Genomic DNA, 13,521 nt, shown 5'->3' on the forward strand with positions numbered 1-13,521 from the left:
GGTGCTGGTCCCCGCGATCCAGATGCTGGGGCGCCGCGGCTTCACCCAAGGGCCGCAGCCGGTGACCTATGTCCACATCATGTTCGACCGCCACCAGATCGTGCGGACCCATGGCATGTGGTCGGAAAGCTTCCAGCCCGGCCCGCGGGTCCTGGACGGCATGCCCGACCCCCAGCGCGACGAACTGCTCCGCCTCTTCCCCGAACTTGCCGCCCCGGATGCCTACCCAGCCGCACGGATGACCCTGAAGGGCTACGAGACGCAGGTTCTGGTGCAGGCCTGAGGGGAACCGCATCGGTCTGCCTTGCGCACCGGGTCAAGCCTCGCCGCGCAGGATCGCCAGCCGGTTCGGCGGGGCGTCGGGCGACAGGAATTCCGGGATCGTCCGGTCTGTGCGGCGGGGTCGCCTCAGGAAGTCGACCGGCCATTCGGTCACCCGTTCGCGGCGGACATGGACATACTGGCCTTCCGCAGGCTCGTCGATGAACTCGCGCTGTAGGATCAGGGCAAGCGGAGCCTCGGCGCCCGAGGTCTGACGGGCGAAGTCCCGAGCCGCGTCATGGTTTGCGAAGGCGTAGTAATAGTCGTTGCCATCGTCCAGGTCCTCGGCCCCGCGTTCAGGGTGACACCAGACCCGATATTCCAGGACCGCATCCCAGACGTAGCCGCCGCCCGACTTGACCGAGGCAGGGTAACTTCCGACCTGGTCAGGGTCGAGCACGGCAGGCGGAGTGAAGTCGAGCGTCATGGCGGAACGATAGCCCCGGGATAGTCCCCGGCCAAGCTGTCGTTCGCGGACGGCATACCGTCGTATTCCGAATTCCTCTTGCTCAACGGGGCGGCTTTGGAGTAGGAAGATTGCGTCAGGTTCGGGAGAATCCGGGTCACACCCCGGTGCCGAAGGAGCAACCGCCCCGGTAAACTCTCAGGCGCAAGGACCGTTTCTGACGACAGACTCTGGAGAGTTCCCGGGAAGCCGGGACGCCGAAGGGATAATGATCTCAGGCGCACGTCAGCGTGCAAGGACAGAGGGGGCATCGCAGGGTGGGGATTGGCCCGCCTGACGGTGCCGGTGCGTTTTCCGGCCAGAGACGATGGGAGGGACGGCGATGGCCGACCTGGAGGAGCCGGAGCTTCTTCATCTGGGGCTGGAGGCCCTGCATGAAGAACTGGGCGGCAAGATGGTGCCCTTCGCGGGCTACCGGATGCCGGTGCAGTATCCCGAAGGGGTGCTGAAGGAACACCTGCACACGCGCAGCGCGGCGGGCCTGTTCGACGTCAGCCACATGGGGCAGGTGATCCTGCGGCCCAGGGGACAGGTGGAAGAGCTGAAGCTTGCCTTCGAGGCACTGATGCCGGTGGATGTGCTGGGTCTGGCCGAGGGTCGGCAGCGCTATGGCCTCTTCACCAACGATGCAGGCGGAATCCTCGATGACCTGATGTTCACCAACCGGGGGGACCACCTGTATGTGGTGGTGAATGCGGCCTGCAAGGCGGCGGACATCGCCCATATGACCGCCGAGATGCCCGGCGTCTCGGTGGAACCGGTGACCGACCGCGCGCTTCTGGCGCTGCAGGGGCCGGGGGCCGAGGCGGCGCTGCAGGCGCTGGTGCCGGGCGTGGCCGCGATGCGGTTCATGGACCATCGGGTCTTCGGCGACATCTGGGTCAGCCGGTCCGGCTATACCGGCGAGGACGGGTTCGAGGTCTCGGTCCCCGAAGCGCAGGCGGACGGGTTCGCCCGGAAGCTCCTGGCGCAACCGGGGGTCGCCCCCATCGGCCTTGGCGCGCGAGATAGCCTGCGGCTGGAAACGGGGCTTTGCCTCTACGGCCATGACATCGACACCACCACAAGCCCGGTCGAGGCGAACCTGGTCTGGGCGATCCAGAAGGCCCGCAAGTCCGGCGGCGCGCGCGAGGGTGGCTTTCCTGGTGCGGCCCGCATCCTGAAGGAACTGGCCGAGGGGCCGGAACGCCTGCGCGTCGGCCTGCGCCCCGAGGGCCGCGCGCCCATGCGCGAGGGGGTGGAATTGTTCGCCGAGGACGGCACGCCCGTCGGCCGGGTGACCTCCGGCGGCTTTGGCCCTTCGGTCAATGCCCCCATCGCGATGGGTTACGTGGCCCGCGCCCATGCTACTGTCGGCACGACTCTGCTGGGCGCGGTGCGCGGCAAGCGCCTGCCCGTGACCGTCGCCGAGATGCCTTTCCAACCGACAACCTACAAGCGCTGAGGACTGACCATGAAATACACCAAGGAACACGAATGGCTGCGCGTCGAGGGTGACCTCGTGGTCGTCGGCATCACCGAACACGCCGCGACCCAGCTGGGCGACGTAGTTTTCGTGGAGCTTCCCGAGACAGACACGATGGTCGCCGAGGGCGACGAGGTATGCGTGATCGAAAGCGTCAAGGCCGCGTCCGACATCCTCGCCCCCATCGACGGCGAGATCGTCGCGGTCAACTCCAAGCTGGTCGACGCACCCGGTCTGGTCAACGAAGACCCGACGGGCGCCGCCTGGTTCTTCAAGCTGAAGGTCGATGACCTGAGCGTGCTCGACCAGTTCATGGACGAGGACGAGTATCAGGAACTCATCGGCTGACCCTCGCGCCCCGGAGTTTTCAAAAACTCCGGACAGTTTTCTTCGAAGAAAATTGCAAATCCCTTGGAAGGGATTTGTTTGCTCCATGCCAGAGGCTTTTGCCATGACCTTCACGCCCACCGACTACAACCCCTACGATTTCGCCAACCGCCGCCATATCGGCCCCTCTCCTTCCGAGATGGAGGAGATGCTGGCCGACGTCGGTGTCCGCTCTCTGGACGAGCTGATCGACCAGACCGTGCCCGCCTCGATCCGCCAGTCGAGGCCCCTGCCCTGGGCGCCCCTGGCCGAGCATGAACTGCTTGCCAAGATGAAGGAGGTCGGCGCGAAGAATTGCGTGATGACCTCGCTTATCGGGCAGGGCTACTACGGCACCGTCACCCCCCCGGCAATCCAGCGGAACATCCTGGAGAACCCGGCCTGGTATACCGCCTACACGCCTTATCAGCCGGAGATCGCGCAGGGTCGGCTGGAGGCCCTTCTGAACTTCCAGACGATGGTCTGCGACCTGACCGGCCTCGACGTGGCGAACGCCTCGCTGCTGGACGAAGCGACGGCGGCGGCGGAAGCCATGACGATGGCCGAACGCGTCGCGAAGTCGAAGGCGAAAGCCTTTTTCGTCGACCGCTTCTGCCACCCCCAGACCATCGCCGTGATCAAGACCCGCGCGCTGCCGCTGGGCATCGAGATCATCGAGGATGACGTCCGCAAGCTGGACCCGAAGACCGTCTTCGGCGCGATCTTCCAGTATCCCTCCAGCTACGGCCACGTGACCGACTTCACCCAGCGCATCGCCAGCCTGCACGCGGCGGGGGCCATTGCGATCATGGCGACGGACCTCCTGGCGCTCTGCATCCTGAAGGAACCGGGCGCGATGGGGGCGGATATTGCCGTCGGCTCCGCGCAGCGCTTCGGGGTGCCGATGGGCTACGGCGGGCCGCACGCCGCCTTCATGGCGGTGAAGGACGCCCACAAGCGGCAGATGCCGGGGCGGATCGTCGGCGTCTCGATCGACGCACAGGGCGGGAAGGCTTACCGGCTGTCGCTGCAGACCCGCGAGCAGCACATCCGGCGCGAGAAGGCGACCTCGAACGTCTGCACGGCGCAGGCCCTGCTGGCCGTCATGGCCTCTATGTACGCCGTCTTCCACGGCCCGAAGGGGCTGCGGGCGATTGCCGAGCGGGTGCATTTCCTGACCCAGCGCCTGGCGCGCGCGCTCAAGGCGGCGGGGGCCAAGGTCGACCCGCGGGCCTTCTTCGACACGATCACGGTCGAGGTCGGCGTGGGGCAGGCAGGTATCCTTGCGGCAGCCCGCAACGAAGGGCTGAACTTCCGCAAGATCGGCAACGACCGGGTCGGGATCAGCCTGGACGAGACGACGGACGAGCGGGTCCTCATCAAGGTCCTCCGCGCCTTCGGCATCGACGGGGTCCCCCCGCACCGCGCGACGCTGGGCTTCCCGGAGGAAATGCTGCGGACCAGTGACTACCTGACCCACCCGGTCTTCCACATGAACCGGGCCGAATCGGAAATGATGCGCTACATGCGCCGGTTGTCGGACCGCGACCTGGCGCTGGATCGGGCGATGATCCCCTTGGGGTCCTGCACGATGAAGCTCAATGCGGCCGCGGAGATGATGCCGATCACCTGGCCGGAGTTCGGCAGCCTTCACCCCTTCGCGCCGCGCGACCAGGCGGCGGGGTATCATGAGGCGATCAATGACCTGAGCCAGAAGCTGTGCGAGATCACCGGCTATGACGCCATGTCGATGCAGCCGAACTCGGGCGCGCAAGGCGAGTACGCGGGGCTTCTGACCATCCTCGCCTATCACCACGCCCGGGGCGACAAGCAGCGCACGGTCTGCCTGATCCCGACCAGCGCCCACGGCACCAACCCGGCCAGTGCCCAGATGGCGGGGATGGAGGTTGTGGTCGTGAAGGCCTCGGCCAACGGCGACGTGGATGTCGAGGACTTCCGCGCCAAGGCCGAAGCGGCTGGGAACCGTCTCGCGGCCTGCATGATCACCTATCCGTCCACGCATGGCGTCTTCGAGGAAACCGTGCGGACAATCTGCCAGATCACCCATGACCACGGGGGCCAGGTCTATATCGACGGGGCGAACATGAACGCTCTCGTCGGGCTGGTGAAACCCGGTGAGATCGGGGGCGACGTGAGCCACCTGAACCTGCACAAGACTTTCGCCATCCCGCATGGCGGTGGCGGGCCGGGCATGGGGCCGATTGGCGTGAAGGCGCACCTCGCACCCCATCTGCCGGGACATCCGGAGACGGACAACCCGGAAGGCGGCGGGCTGAAAAGCACCGATCAAGGGACCGTGTCAGCGGCACCCTACGGTTCAGCCAGCATCCTCCTGATCTCCTGGGCCTACTGCCTGATGATGGGCGGGCCCGGGCTGACGCAGGCGACGCGGGTGGCAATCCTGAACGCGAACTACATCGCGGCGCGCCTTAGCGGCCACTATCCGATCCTCTTCATGGGCAACAAGGGCCGCGTCGCGCATGAGTGCATCCTGGACACCCGGCCCTTCGCCGAAGCGGGAGTCACGGTCGATGACATCGCCAAGCGCCTGATCGACAACGGTTTCCACGCGCCCACGATGTCCTGGCCGGTGGCAGGGACGCTGATGGTGGAGCCGACGGAATCCGAGACCAAGGCCGAGATTGACCGTTTCATCACCGCGCTTCTGTCGATCCGCGAGGAGATCCGGGCGGTGGAGAAGGGCGAGATCACGGCCGAGGACTCGCCGCTCCGCCACGCGCCCCACACCGTTGCGGCGCTGGTCGGCGACTGGGACCGGAAGTATTCGCGCGAGACGGGTTGCTTCCCGCCGGGGTCTTTCCGGGTCGACAAGTACTGGCCGCCGGTGGGCCGGGTCGACAACGTCTATGGCGACCGCAACCTGGTCTGCACCTGCCCGCCGGTGGAAAGCTACATGGAAGCGGCGGAGTAGCGCTTACGGCGCGGGGGCCTGCGTCCCCGCGCCCATCGCAGAATAACGGTCATAGCACGCCAGCACGGCATCCATCGCCGCGCCAGCGTCGGGCGTGTGGAAGATGTCCGGCTGCCGCCCCCCAACTTCGATGCTGACCCGGCCATTCTCTCGAAGGATCGCGGCGATTCCGGCAATTCCGGGCATCGGGATCGCAATCGTGGTCGGGTTGACCACCCGAGCGCGAACCGTGTCGGGGCCGAAGGTCTCTCCCATCATGATCGCCTCGATGACCTCGCCGGTGGGGAAGCTGGCGCCGTCGAGGCTGGCGATCACCACGAAGGCATCATCCGACCGGAGGATGTAGCTGAGCGAGGTCGTCCCGCTATAGTCTATGTTCAGGCTGCAATAGTCGAACCGACCATCCGGCAGGACCGTCGCACCGCCCCACCAGTTGCCGGCAACGGTAAAGCCCGACCCCTCGACCGACGTCTCTTGCGCGGCCACGGGTGCCCAATGGGTGGATGCCCAGACCAGAAGGGCAGCGGTCATTGCCGAGTTTCGCATGGTTCGGTCCTCTCACACGGGTCCGAACATCAGGCGTCAAGATCACATGCCCGGCAAGGCAGGGTTCCCCCACCTCCTGCGGCTGCCACAGGCCGCTGAAGTCGGGCCGTCCCTAGGGCTGCGGCTTCGGTGCCGGGGTTCCAAGCGCCCCGCCCGGTCGCGTGCCAAGTCCGCCACCCGCGCCGATGCCGCTGGTCTTTGGCCGGGTCAGGTCCGGCACCTTGGGCGGCTCTTTCGTCCCGGGGGTGGACCCAAGCACCTTGCCGCCGCCACCGCCCGCACCACTGTGCCGGGCCAGGCAATCCTGCGCCTGCACCAGCGCGGGGCCGACGCCGTCGATGTCGAAGCCGTCGTCAATCCCCATGCCCAGCATCCGCAGGTAGCGCCCGCTGTTCAGGAAATCGACCGTCGCGCCAATGCCGGTGTAGGTGATGCCGGCATAGGCCTCGTCCCAGGCCTCGCCGTTGCCGATGGCGGGCAGCCCGGTTTCCATCATCACCCAGAGCTCGAACTTCTGGCCGGGCTGGAACTTGACGTCCGGCTGCGACAGAAGGATCGACAGGGTGTCATTCGGGTAAAGCCCCAGCCACAGGTTCTGGCCGTTCTGGTAGCCGACCGAGGTGTAGCAGTAGGAGAACGCACCCGAACTGTCGGTATAGGCCCCTCCAACCCAGTTGCCGGCCTCGAACTGGGACCCGGGGATTTCGGCGACCTGAGCGTTGGCGGCAGACAGGCCAGTCGACAGGGCGGTGACAAGCAAGGCAGCGGCAAGGGATGGAAGACGCATGGCTGATCCTGGGAAAGACATCTGGCAGATTTTCCCGGCCAACATGCCGGTCCGTCGCCCGCCGCGCAAGTCAGGCTTTCCACAGCAGCCACCCGGCATTGACCCGATGCGATACGCGGGTTAGCCCTGCCCGACATGACTCCCGCGACACCCCCGACTCCGCCCACCTTCTTGCACGGACTGGCCGCCAGCCTGCCCATCGTCATGGGCTATCTGCCCATCGCCTTTTCCTTCGGCGTCGCCGCAACCCGGGCCGGGTTCAGCGCGACCGAGGCTTTTGCCCTGTCCCTGATCATCTACGCCGGAGCCTCGCAGTTCCTGGCGCTGGCGCTGCTGTCGTCCGGCGCGCCGGTGCTCGTCTCGGCCTTCACCCTGATCGCGATGAACCTGCGCCATGTGCTGTACGGCCCTGCCCTTCTGCGTGAGGCCGGGGACAAAGCCAGCACGCGCCACGCCTGGGCCTGGGCCTGGGGTCTAACCGACGAAGTCTTCGGCCAGGCGCTTGGCGCATTGGCGCGCGGCCAGCGGTTTTCGGAACCCTACATGTTCGGCCTTGGCCTTGGCGCCTATGCCGCCTGGGTCTCGGGCACAGTGATCGGCGCGCTTGCCGGGGGCAGCGCATTGGAAGGCTGGCCCGCCCTCAGTGCCGGGCTGGGCTTCATGCTGCCCGCGCTGTTCCTGGCGCTGCTTCTGTCGATCCTCAGCCGCAGGCAGCTGCCGGTGATCGCGGTCGCGGGCCTGGTCACCGTGGTCGGGACGCTGGCGATCAGCGCGACCAGCGGGATCCTTCTGGGCATGCTGGCCGGGGCCGCGACCGGGCTGGTGCGGCGATGAATGCGGACCTTCTGACCGTGGCCCTTCTGGCCGGTGCGGCGAACTGGGCATTCCGGGCCCTGCCGGTCATCACCCGCAGCGACCGCATGGCCACCGGCGGCTGGCTGGAGCGCTTCCTTTCGGCCACCGGCCCCGCCGCCATCGCCACCCTGTTCGTCGCGGGGATCCTGCCCGCGCTGTCACCCGACATCCGGACGCTGCTGCCAGTGATCGCGGGTATCCTTGCGGTCCTTGCCACCTATGCCGCCCGCCGGTCCGTGGTGCTGGCCACCCTCGCCGGGGCCCTGGCGCACGGGTTGGCGGTCTGGGCGCTCGGCTAGCCGCAGACATCGCTTGCACCGGGGGGCAGCCTGCGCGACCATGAGCCCAGCGACGGAGGTGCGTCATGCTGGAGATCAATCCGCAAAAGGTCGTGCATGTGATCTATCTTGCCCGCGAAGCCGAGATGGGCTCGGCCGAACTGCACGCCTTCATCGACGCGCTGAACGATGACGAAAAGGCGCAGCTGACCGCGGTGGCCTGGGTCGGGCGTGGCGCCTTCGAGCCCGAGGATTTCGACGAAGCCGTCGCCACCGCCACCGCCGAGGCGACGACGCCCACCGCCGACTACCTGATGGGCATGCCGCATCTGGCCGAGAACCTGGAAGGCGGATTGGAAGCGCTGGGGGTGGATGTATCCGGCGAAGAGGAAGATTTCCTCTGACCCCCTCTTGCGGCGGCGCGGGCGGATTTACATCTTCAAGACTTGCTAGATGTGAGGCCCGCAATGCCAGTTGCCGAAGCTCTGAAACTGACCTGCGCCACCTGTGGCCAGGCCAATCGCGTGCCCGCTGCCCGGCTGGGTGACGCTCCGAAATGCGGCGTCTGCGGTGCCGTCCTTGTCGATGGCACCGCCGCCGAACTGGATGCCGCCACCCATGAAAAGGTGACGCGCAACGACGGCCTGCCGGTCCTGGTCGACTACTGGGCACCCTGGTGCGGCCCCTGCCGGATGATGGCCCCCGAATTCGCCAAGGCCGCCAAGACCCTGACCGGCCAGGCCCGGCTGATGAAGCTGAACACCGAGGACCACCCCCAGATCTCGGCCCGCGCCGGCATTCGCGGCATTCCTGCGCTGATCCTCTATCGCAACGGCCGCGAGATCGCCCGCCTCGCCGGTGCCCGCCCCGCGGCCGACATCGTGGCCTTTGTCCGCCAGCATCTCGGCTGACCGCGCGCCGCCCCGGCTTGACTCTCTGCCGGAATTCGGATGAATACAGCCGCGCGGATGGGGCAGTAGCTCAGTTGGGAGAGCGTATCGTTCGCAATGATAAGGTCAGGGGTTCGATCCCCCTCTGCTCCACCAATCCTTCCCGGTTCATCGAACGCCCCCGCGCCCTGCACATTATAGTCCGTGACGCTTGGCCCTTGCGGATGGCTTTGCGGATCGCCCACTATGTCGGGAAAGTCGCAAGACGTCAGGTGCAAGGCAGACGATGCTGACCACGATTACCCTTGGTGAACGGTCGTTCCAGGTCGACCCGCGCCCGCATCATCGTTTCTGGAAGCGGGTGAACAGCGGCGCGTGGGAGCCGGAGACCTATGCCATCTTCGACCGGCATATCGACGACCGGACGCTGTTTCTGGACATCGGCGCCTGGATCGGGTCGACCTCGCTCTACGGGGCGCAGCTGGCGCAGCGTTGCGTGGCGTTCGAACCGGACCCGGTGGCCTTCGCCGAACTGTCCCGCAACGTGGAACAGAACCGCCAGGCCGACTGGATCGGCAAGCTGCAGGTCCACGAACGCGCGATCAACAAGGACGGCCAGTCCTTCACCCTGGGCGGCGTGGGTGAGGGCGCGGATTCCACCTCAAGCGCGCTGTTTCCCGACCGCGACAGCCAGTGGACGGTGAAGGCCCTGCGCTTGCCCGATGTGCTGGCCGAATACCGGGCCGAGGGGCAACCCGTCTTCCTGAAGATCGACATCGAGGGCGGCGAGTATGACCTGATCCCGGCCATCCAGGACATCCTCGTCGACCCCCTGGTCACCGCCTACATCTCGTTCCACCCAAGGATGCTGCGCAAGTCGCTGGCGGCGGGCAGCGAGGATGAGGCCTGGCAGGCGGCCTATGTCGAGCGGCATCGCAGCGTGATGGACAGCCTGCCCTGGTCGCGCTGGATCGGCCTGCCGACCGGCGATCAAGTCACCCGCCCGCAGTTGGACCGCGCCCTGCGTCGGCGCCTGGGCTTCCCCGAGGAACTCCTGATCCGCTCCCCCTGAAGTCAGGGCCAGACCTGATCCGGGTCGGGCAAGGGGATCGCATCCAGGAGGCTACGGGTATACTCGGCCTGCGGTGCCGCGAACAGTTGCGCCGTCGGGGCGTTTTCCACGATCACCCCCTGGTGCAGCACCAGGGTCCGGCTGCACAGACGGCGGATCACCGACAGGTCGTGGCTGATGAAGGCCAGGGTCAGGCCGAGGTCCTTGACCAGCTGCTCCAACAGGCTGAGGACCTGCGCCTGTGAGGACACATCGAGGCCCGAGACGATCTCGTCGGCCAGGATGAAATCCGGCCGCAGCGCGATGGCGCGGGCGATGCCGACCCGCTGGCGCTGGCCACCCGACAGCTCGTGCGGATAGCGGCTGGCAAAGCTTTGCGGCAGGCCGACATGGTCCAAGGCCTCCAGCGCGCGGCGGGCGGGGTTGTCCAGCCGGTGCAGGGCCAGGGGGGCGGCGATCAGGTCCTTCACCCGGTGGCGCGGGTTCAGGGAACTCATCGGGTCCTGGAAGATCATCTGGAACCGGCGCCGCAAAGGGCGGAGCGTCGCCTCATCCAGATGAGTGATGTCGGTGCCGTCGAACCGCAGCACGCCCGACGAAGGCTCCAGCAGCCGCACCAGCGCCCTGCCCAGCGTCGACTTGCCCGACCCCGAGCCACCGACAATCCCCAGGATCTCACCCCGCGGAATGCTGAAGCTCAGACCCTTCAGGATCTCCAGCCGCGGCGCCGGGCCCAGAAGCGGCTTCTTCGTCATGTCGGCCAAGGACAGCCGCAGGTTTTCGACGGTGTAAAGGTCAGCCATGCGACCCCCGGTCAAAGGCCGCCACTTCGGCGCGGACGGCTTCGATTACTGCCTCGGGCACCGGCTTCAGGCTGGACTCCGGGTCGGTGTATTTCGGCGTCGCCGCCAGCAGCGCCCGGGAATAGGCGTGCGCAGGGTGCGAGAAGAACTGCCGGATGTCGGTATCCTCGACCACCATCCCGGCGTACAGCACCGAGAGGCTGCGGCAGACCTTGGACACCACACCAAGGTCATGCGTGACGAAGAGAAGCGCCGTGCCATGCCGGGCCTGCATTTCGGAGATCAGCCGCAGGATCTGTTTCTGCACTGTCACGTCCAGCGCCGTCGTCGGCTCGTCCGCCACGATCAGCTTCGGCTCGGCCGCGAAGGCACTGGCGATCAGGATGCGCTGCCGCATGCCGCCCGACAGCTCATGCGGATAGCTGCGCAACACGCGGTCGGGGTCGGGGATCTGCACCTCGGCCAACAGCTCGGCGGCGCGGGCATTGGCGCGGGTGCGGTCCCAGCCAAGGATGTCGACCAGCCGGTCGGTGATCTGCGGCGCGATCCGGCGCGAGGGGTTCAGCGCGGTCAGCGGGTCCTGCGGGATCAGCGCGCAACTCGCCCCGATCCGGGTGCGGCGGTCCTTCGGGGGCAGCGCCAGCAGATCGACCCCGTCCAAGAGGATGCGCCCACCTGTCACCTCGGCCGCACGGGGCAGGATGCCAAGGATCGCCTTGCCGATCATCGACTTTCCGGCCCCGCTTTCGCCCACCAGCCCGTGCACCTGGCCAGCAGCCACCTGCAGCGACACCCGCCGCAACAGGGGCGGGCCGTTCTTCAGCCGCACCGACAGGTTCTCGACGGTCAGAAAGCTCATCGCAGCACCGGGTCAAAGCGGTCCTTCAGCCCCTCGCCCAGCTGCGAGAACGACAGGACCGTCAGGAACAGCGTGATCAGCGGGAAGACGATCACCCACCAGGCCTGATGGATGCTGGTCCGCCCCTCGGCGATCATCCCGCCCCAGGTCGGATCGTCGGTCGAGATCGACAGGTTCACGAAGGACAGGATCGCCTCGACGATCACCGCGATGCCCATTTCCAGCGTCAGAAGGACGACGATGGTCGGCAGGACGTTGGGCAGGATCTCGCGGACCATGGTCGACAGCCGGGTGCGCCCCGCCACCTGGGCCGAGGCGACATAGTCCATCGCCCCCTGCGCCATGGCTTCGGCCCGGACGACGCGGGCAAAGCGGGTCCAGTCGATCACCACGATGGCCAGGATGATCGACCAGAGGCCCGGCCCAAGGACGGCGATCAAGAGGATGGAGAACAGGACCGGCGGGAAGGCCATCCAGATGTCGATCAGCCGCGAGATCACCACATCGACCCAGCCGCGCAGGAACCCGGCCAGCAGGCCCAGCGTCGCCCCGATCAGGCAGGTCGCCACGCCTGCGACCACCGCCACGAACAGGGCAATCCGCGCGCCATGCAGGATGCGGGACAGCACGTCTCGGCCCAGGCTGTCGGTGCCAAGGAAGTACCCCGGCTCGGCCCCCTGCACCCAGAACGGCGGCAGGCGGCCCAAGAACAGGTCCTGCGCCAAGGGGTCCTTGGGGGCGATCCAGGGGGCCAACAACGCGGCGAGCGTCAGAAGGACCAGCCAGCCCGCCGAGAGCCAAAGCCGCGCCCCGGCCCGGCGCCTGGTGTGCCCGCGGCCATCGGTCAGGTCAGCCATGGCGCAGCCTCGGGTTCAAGAGGGCATAGGTCAGGTCGACGACCAGGTTCACCGCCGTGAAGATCACCGCGAACAGGATCACGATGCCCTGGATCAAGGGCAGGTCGCGGTTGATGACCGCGTCGATGGCCATGTTCCCAAGGCCCTCGTAGGAAAAGAGCCGCTCGATGATGACCGTGCCGCCGATCAGGAAGGTGAACTGCACGCCGACCAGCGTCAGCGTCGGCAGGATAGCGTTCGGCAGCGCCTCGCGGGTGATGACGTGGTTCTCGCCATAGCCCTTGGTGCGGGACAGGGTCACATAGTCGAGGTGCATCGTTTCCTTCAGGCTCTGCTTCAAGAGCTGCCCGATGATCGCCGCCAGCGGGATGGCGAGCGCGAGCGCAGGCATGAACATGTGGCTGACGATGTCCGCCCAAAGGTCGAACCGCAGCCGCACTACGCTTTCGAACAGGTAGAAATCGGTGACGAAGGGCAGGTCCAGGCTGGGCGTCACCCGGCCCGAGATGTGGAAGACAGGCCACAGCACCCCGAACAAGAGGATCAGCACCAGCCCCCACAGGAAATCCGGCACCGACAGCGCCATGCCGTTCGCGATGTCGATCCCGGCTTCCACCTTGGTGCCCCGCGCCCGCGTCCCGGTCAGCGCCGCCGCGCCACCCAGGATCACCGCGATGACCAGCGCCATGATCGACAGCTCCAGCGTGGCGGGCAGGCGGCCCAGCACCAGGTCCAAGACCGGCTGCCGCGCGGTGATCGAGGTGCCGAAATCGCCCTGCAGCACGCCCCCGGCCCAGATCAGGAACTGCTCGGTGATCGACTTGTCCAACCCGTACTGAGCGGTCAGCCTGGCGATGTCGTCATCGGTCGCGCCCGGGGGCAGCATCATCGCGATCGGGTTGCCCGGAACGACGCGGATCACGACGAAGACGATCACCGCAACCCCGATCAGGGTGACGGCGGTGGTCAGTAACCGCAGAAGGAAGGTTCTAAGAAGCTGCAT

General features: G+C 66.9%; 16 protein-coding genes, 1 tRNA gene and 1 riboswitch. Of the genes, 10 read left to right on the forward strand and 7 right to left on the reverse strand.

Features of this window, described 5'->3' with window-relative positions; all coding sequences use genetic code 11:
• The coding region (locus AC2EAL_RS19985; RefSeq protein WP_484725999.1) for a Hint domain-containing protein at positions 1–283 on the forward strand (283 nt) is incomplete at its 5' end.
• Positions 284–316: 33 nt separating this feature from the next.
• On the opposite strand, the gene AC2EAL_RS19990 is transcribed toward AC2EAL_RS19985, so the two are convergent.
• Positions 317–748 (reverse strand): hypothetical protein, encoded by a 432-nt coding sequence (locus AC2EAL_RS19990; protein ID WP_484726000.1) that lies wholly within the window; start codon positions 746–748, stop codon positions 317–319.
• Between the two features lie 112 nt (positions 749–860).
• A riboswitch (glycine riboswitch) is annotated at positions 861–951 on the forward strand.
• A gap of 158 nt (positions 952–1,109) precedes the next feature.
• On the opposite strand from AC2EAL_RS19990, the gene gcvT reads away from it, so the two are divergent.
• The 3 genes from gcvT (at position 1,110) to gcvP (ending at position 5,571) form a co-directional block, all read left to right on the forward strand.
• A complete protein-coding gene (gcvT, locus tag AC2EAL_RS19995) occupies positions 1,110–2,231 on the forward strand; it encodes a glycine cleavage system aminomethyltransferase GcvT (RefSeq protein WP_484726001.1) in 1,122 nt (373 codons plus the stop codon).
• 9 nt (positions 2,232–2,240) lie between these two features.
• Positions 2,241–2,600 carry a glycine cleavage system protein GcvH gene (gene gcvH, locus AC2EAL_RS20000; RefSeq protein ID WP_484726002.1) on the forward strand — a complete coding sequence of 120 codons (360 nt, stop codon included), beginning with the start codon at positions 2,241–2,243 and terminating at the stop codon, positions 2,598–2,600.
• Between the two features lie 103 nt (positions 2,601–2,703).
• Entirely contained in the window at positions 2,704–5,571 is a 2,868-nt protein-coding gene (gene gcvP, locus AC2EAL_RS20005; RefSeq protein ID WP_484726003.1) for an aminomethyl-transferring glycine dehydrogenase, read from the forward strand.
• 3 nt (positions 5,572–5,574) lie between these two features.
• Here gcvP and AC2EAL_RS20010 read toward each other — a convergent pair whose 3' ends face one another.
• Entirely contained in the window at positions 5,575–6,117 is a 543-nt protein-coding gene (locus AC2EAL_RS20010; protein WP_484726004.1) for a hypothetical protein, read from the reverse strand.
• A gap of 112 nt (positions 6,118–6,229) precedes the next feature.
• On the reverse strand, positions 6,230–6,904 hold the full coding sequence (locus AC2EAL_RS20015) for a hypothetical protein (protein ID WP_484726005.1): 675 nt from the start codon (positions 6,902–6,904) through the stop codon (positions 6,230–6,232).
• A gap of 171 nt (positions 6,905–7,075) precedes the next feature.
• On the opposite strand from AC2EAL_RS20015, the gene AC2EAL_RS20020 reads away from it, so the two are divergent.
• From AC2EAL_RS20020 to AC2EAL_RS20045, 6 genes are all read left to right on the forward strand, one after another.
• Complete coding sequence (locus tag AC2EAL_RS20020) at positions 7,076–7,738, forward strand: AzlC family ABC transporter permease (RefSeq protein WP_484726006.1); 663 nt, start codon at positions 7,076–7,078, stop codon at positions 7,736–7,738.
• On the forward strand, positions 7,735–8,058 hold the full coding sequence (locus AC2EAL_RS20025) for an AzlD domain-containing protein (RefSeq protein WP_484726007.1): 324 nt from the start codon (positions 7,735–7,737) through the stop codon (positions 8,056–8,058). Before AC2EAL_RS20020 ends, AC2EAL_RS20025 begins: the two co-directional genes overlap by 4 nt.
• Positions 8,059–8,123: 65 nt before the next feature.
• The gene (locus AC2EAL_RS20030; protein ID WP_484726008.1) at positions 8,124–8,441 is read left to right on the forward strand and encodes a DUF3775 domain-containing protein; all 318 of its coding nucleotides are present in this window, start codon (positions 8,124–8,126) and stop codon (positions 8,439–8,441) included.
• A 63-nt stretch (positions 8,442–8,504) separates the two neighbouring features.
• Positions 8,505–8,948 (forward strand): thioredoxin TrxC, encoded by a 444-nt coding sequence (gene trxC, locus AC2EAL_RS20035; RefSeq protein WP_484726009.1) that lies wholly within the window; start codon positions 8,505–8,507, stop codon positions 8,946–8,948.
• A 59-nt stretch (positions 8,949–9,007) separates the two neighbouring features.
• A tRNA-Ala gene (locus AC2EAL_RS20040) sits at positions 9,008–9,083 on the forward strand.
• Positions 9,084–9,213: 130 nt separating this feature from the next.
• The gene (locus AC2EAL_RS20045) at positions 9,214–9,999 is read left to right on the forward strand and encodes an FkbM family methyltransferase (protein WP_484726010.1); all 786 of its coding nucleotides are present in this window, start codon (positions 9,214–9,216) and stop codon (positions 9,997–9,999) included.
• A 2-nt stretch (positions 10,000–10,001) separates the two neighbouring features.
• Here AC2EAL_RS20045 and AC2EAL_RS20050 read toward each other — a convergent pair whose 3' ends face one another.
• Genes AC2EAL_RS20050 through AC2EAL_RS20065 form a run of 4 tightly spaced genes read right to left on the reverse strand, consistent with a single transcriptional unit; the run spans position 10,002 to position 13,521 of the window.
• Positions 10,002–10,802 carry an ATP-binding cassette domain-containing protein gene (locus AC2EAL_RS20050; protein WP_484726011.1) on the reverse strand — a complete coding sequence of 267 codons (801 nt, stop codon included), beginning with the start codon at positions 10,800–10,802 and terminating at the stop codon, positions 10,002–10,004.
• Positions 10,795–11,661 (reverse strand): ABC transporter ATP-binding protein, encoded by an 867-nt coding sequence (locus tag AC2EAL_RS20055; protein WP_484726012.1) that lies wholly within the window; start codon positions 11,659–11,661, stop codon positions 10,795–10,797. Before AC2EAL_RS20055 ends, AC2EAL_RS20050 begins: the two co-directional genes overlap by 8 nt.
• The gene (locus AC2EAL_RS20060; protein WP_484726013.1) at positions 11,658–12,518 is read right to left on the reverse strand and encodes an ABC transporter permease; all 861 of its coding nucleotides are present in this window, start codon (positions 12,516–12,518) and stop codon (positions 11,658–11,660) included. The genes AC2EAL_RS20055 and AC2EAL_RS20060 overlap by 4 nt, the downstream gene beginning before the upstream one ends.
• Positions 12,511–13,521 (reverse strand): ABC transporter permease, encoded by a 1,011-nt coding sequence (locus AC2EAL_RS20065; protein WP_484726014.1) that lies wholly within the window; start codon positions 13,519–13,521, stop codon positions 12,511–12,513. Before AC2EAL_RS20065 ends, AC2EAL_RS20060 begins: the two co-directional genes overlap by 8 nt.

The sequence above is a fragment of the Tabrizicola sp. T74 genome (genome assembly GCF_057219935.1).

Excerpts from the sequence above, each read along its gene's own strand:
- AC2EAL_RS19990 (WP_484726000.1), bottom strand. The coding sequence starts at position 748 with ATGACGCTCGACTTCACTCCGCCTGCCGTGCTCGACCCTGACCAGGTC.
- gcvT (WP_484726001.1), top strand. The coding sequence starts at position 1,110 with ATGGCCGACCTGGAGGAGCCGGAGCTTCTTCATCTGGGGCTGGAGGCC.
- gcvH (WP_484726002.1), top strand. The coding sequence starts at position 2,241 with ATGAAATACACCAAGGAACACGAATGGCTGCGCGTCGAGGGTGACCTC.
- gcvP (WP_484726003.1), top strand. The coding sequence starts at position 2,704 with ATGACCTTCACGCCCACCGACTACAACCCCTACGATTTCGCCAACCGC.
- AC2EAL_RS20010 (WP_484726004.1), bottom strand. The coding sequence starts at position 6,117 with ATGCGAAACTCGGCAATGACCGCTGCCCTTCTGGTCTGGGCATCCACC.
- AC2EAL_RS20015 (WP_484726005.1), bottom strand. The coding sequence starts at position 6,904 with ATGCGTCTTCCATCCCTTGCCGCTGCCTTGCTTGTCACCGCCCTGTCG.
- AC2EAL_RS20025 (WP_484726007.1), top strand. The coding sequence starts at position 7,735 with ATGAATGCGGACCTTCTGACCGTGGCCCTTCTGGCCGGTGCGGCGAAC.
- AC2EAL_RS20030 (WP_484726008.1), top strand. The coding sequence starts at position 8,124 with ATGCTGGAGATCAATCCGCAAAAGGTCGTGCATGTGATCTATCTTGCC.
- trxC (WP_484726009.1), top strand. The coding sequence starts at position 8,505 with ATGCCAGTTGCCGAAGCTCTGAAACTGACCTGCGCCACCTGTGGCCAG.
- AC2EAL_RS20045 (WP_484726010.1), top strand. The coding sequence starts at position 9,214 with ATGCTGACCACGATTACCCTTGGTGAACGGTCGTTCCAGGTCGACCCG.
- AC2EAL_RS20050 (WP_484726011.1), bottom strand. The coding sequence starts at position 10,802 with ATGGCTGACCTTTACACCGTCGAAAACCTGCGGCTGTCCTTGGCCGAC.
- AC2EAL_RS20055 (WP_484726012.1), bottom strand. The coding sequence starts at position 11,661 with ATGAGCTTTCTGACCGTCGAGAACCTGTCGGTGCGGCTGAAGAACGGC.
- AC2EAL_RS20060 (WP_484726013.1), bottom strand. The coding sequence starts at position 12,518 with ATGGCTGACCTGACCGATGGCCGCGGGCACACCAGGCGCCGGGCCGGG.
- AC2EAL_RS20065 (WP_484726014.1), bottom strand. The coding sequence starts at position 13,521 with ATGCAGCTTCTTAGAACCTTCCTTCTGCGGTTACTGACCACCGCCGTC.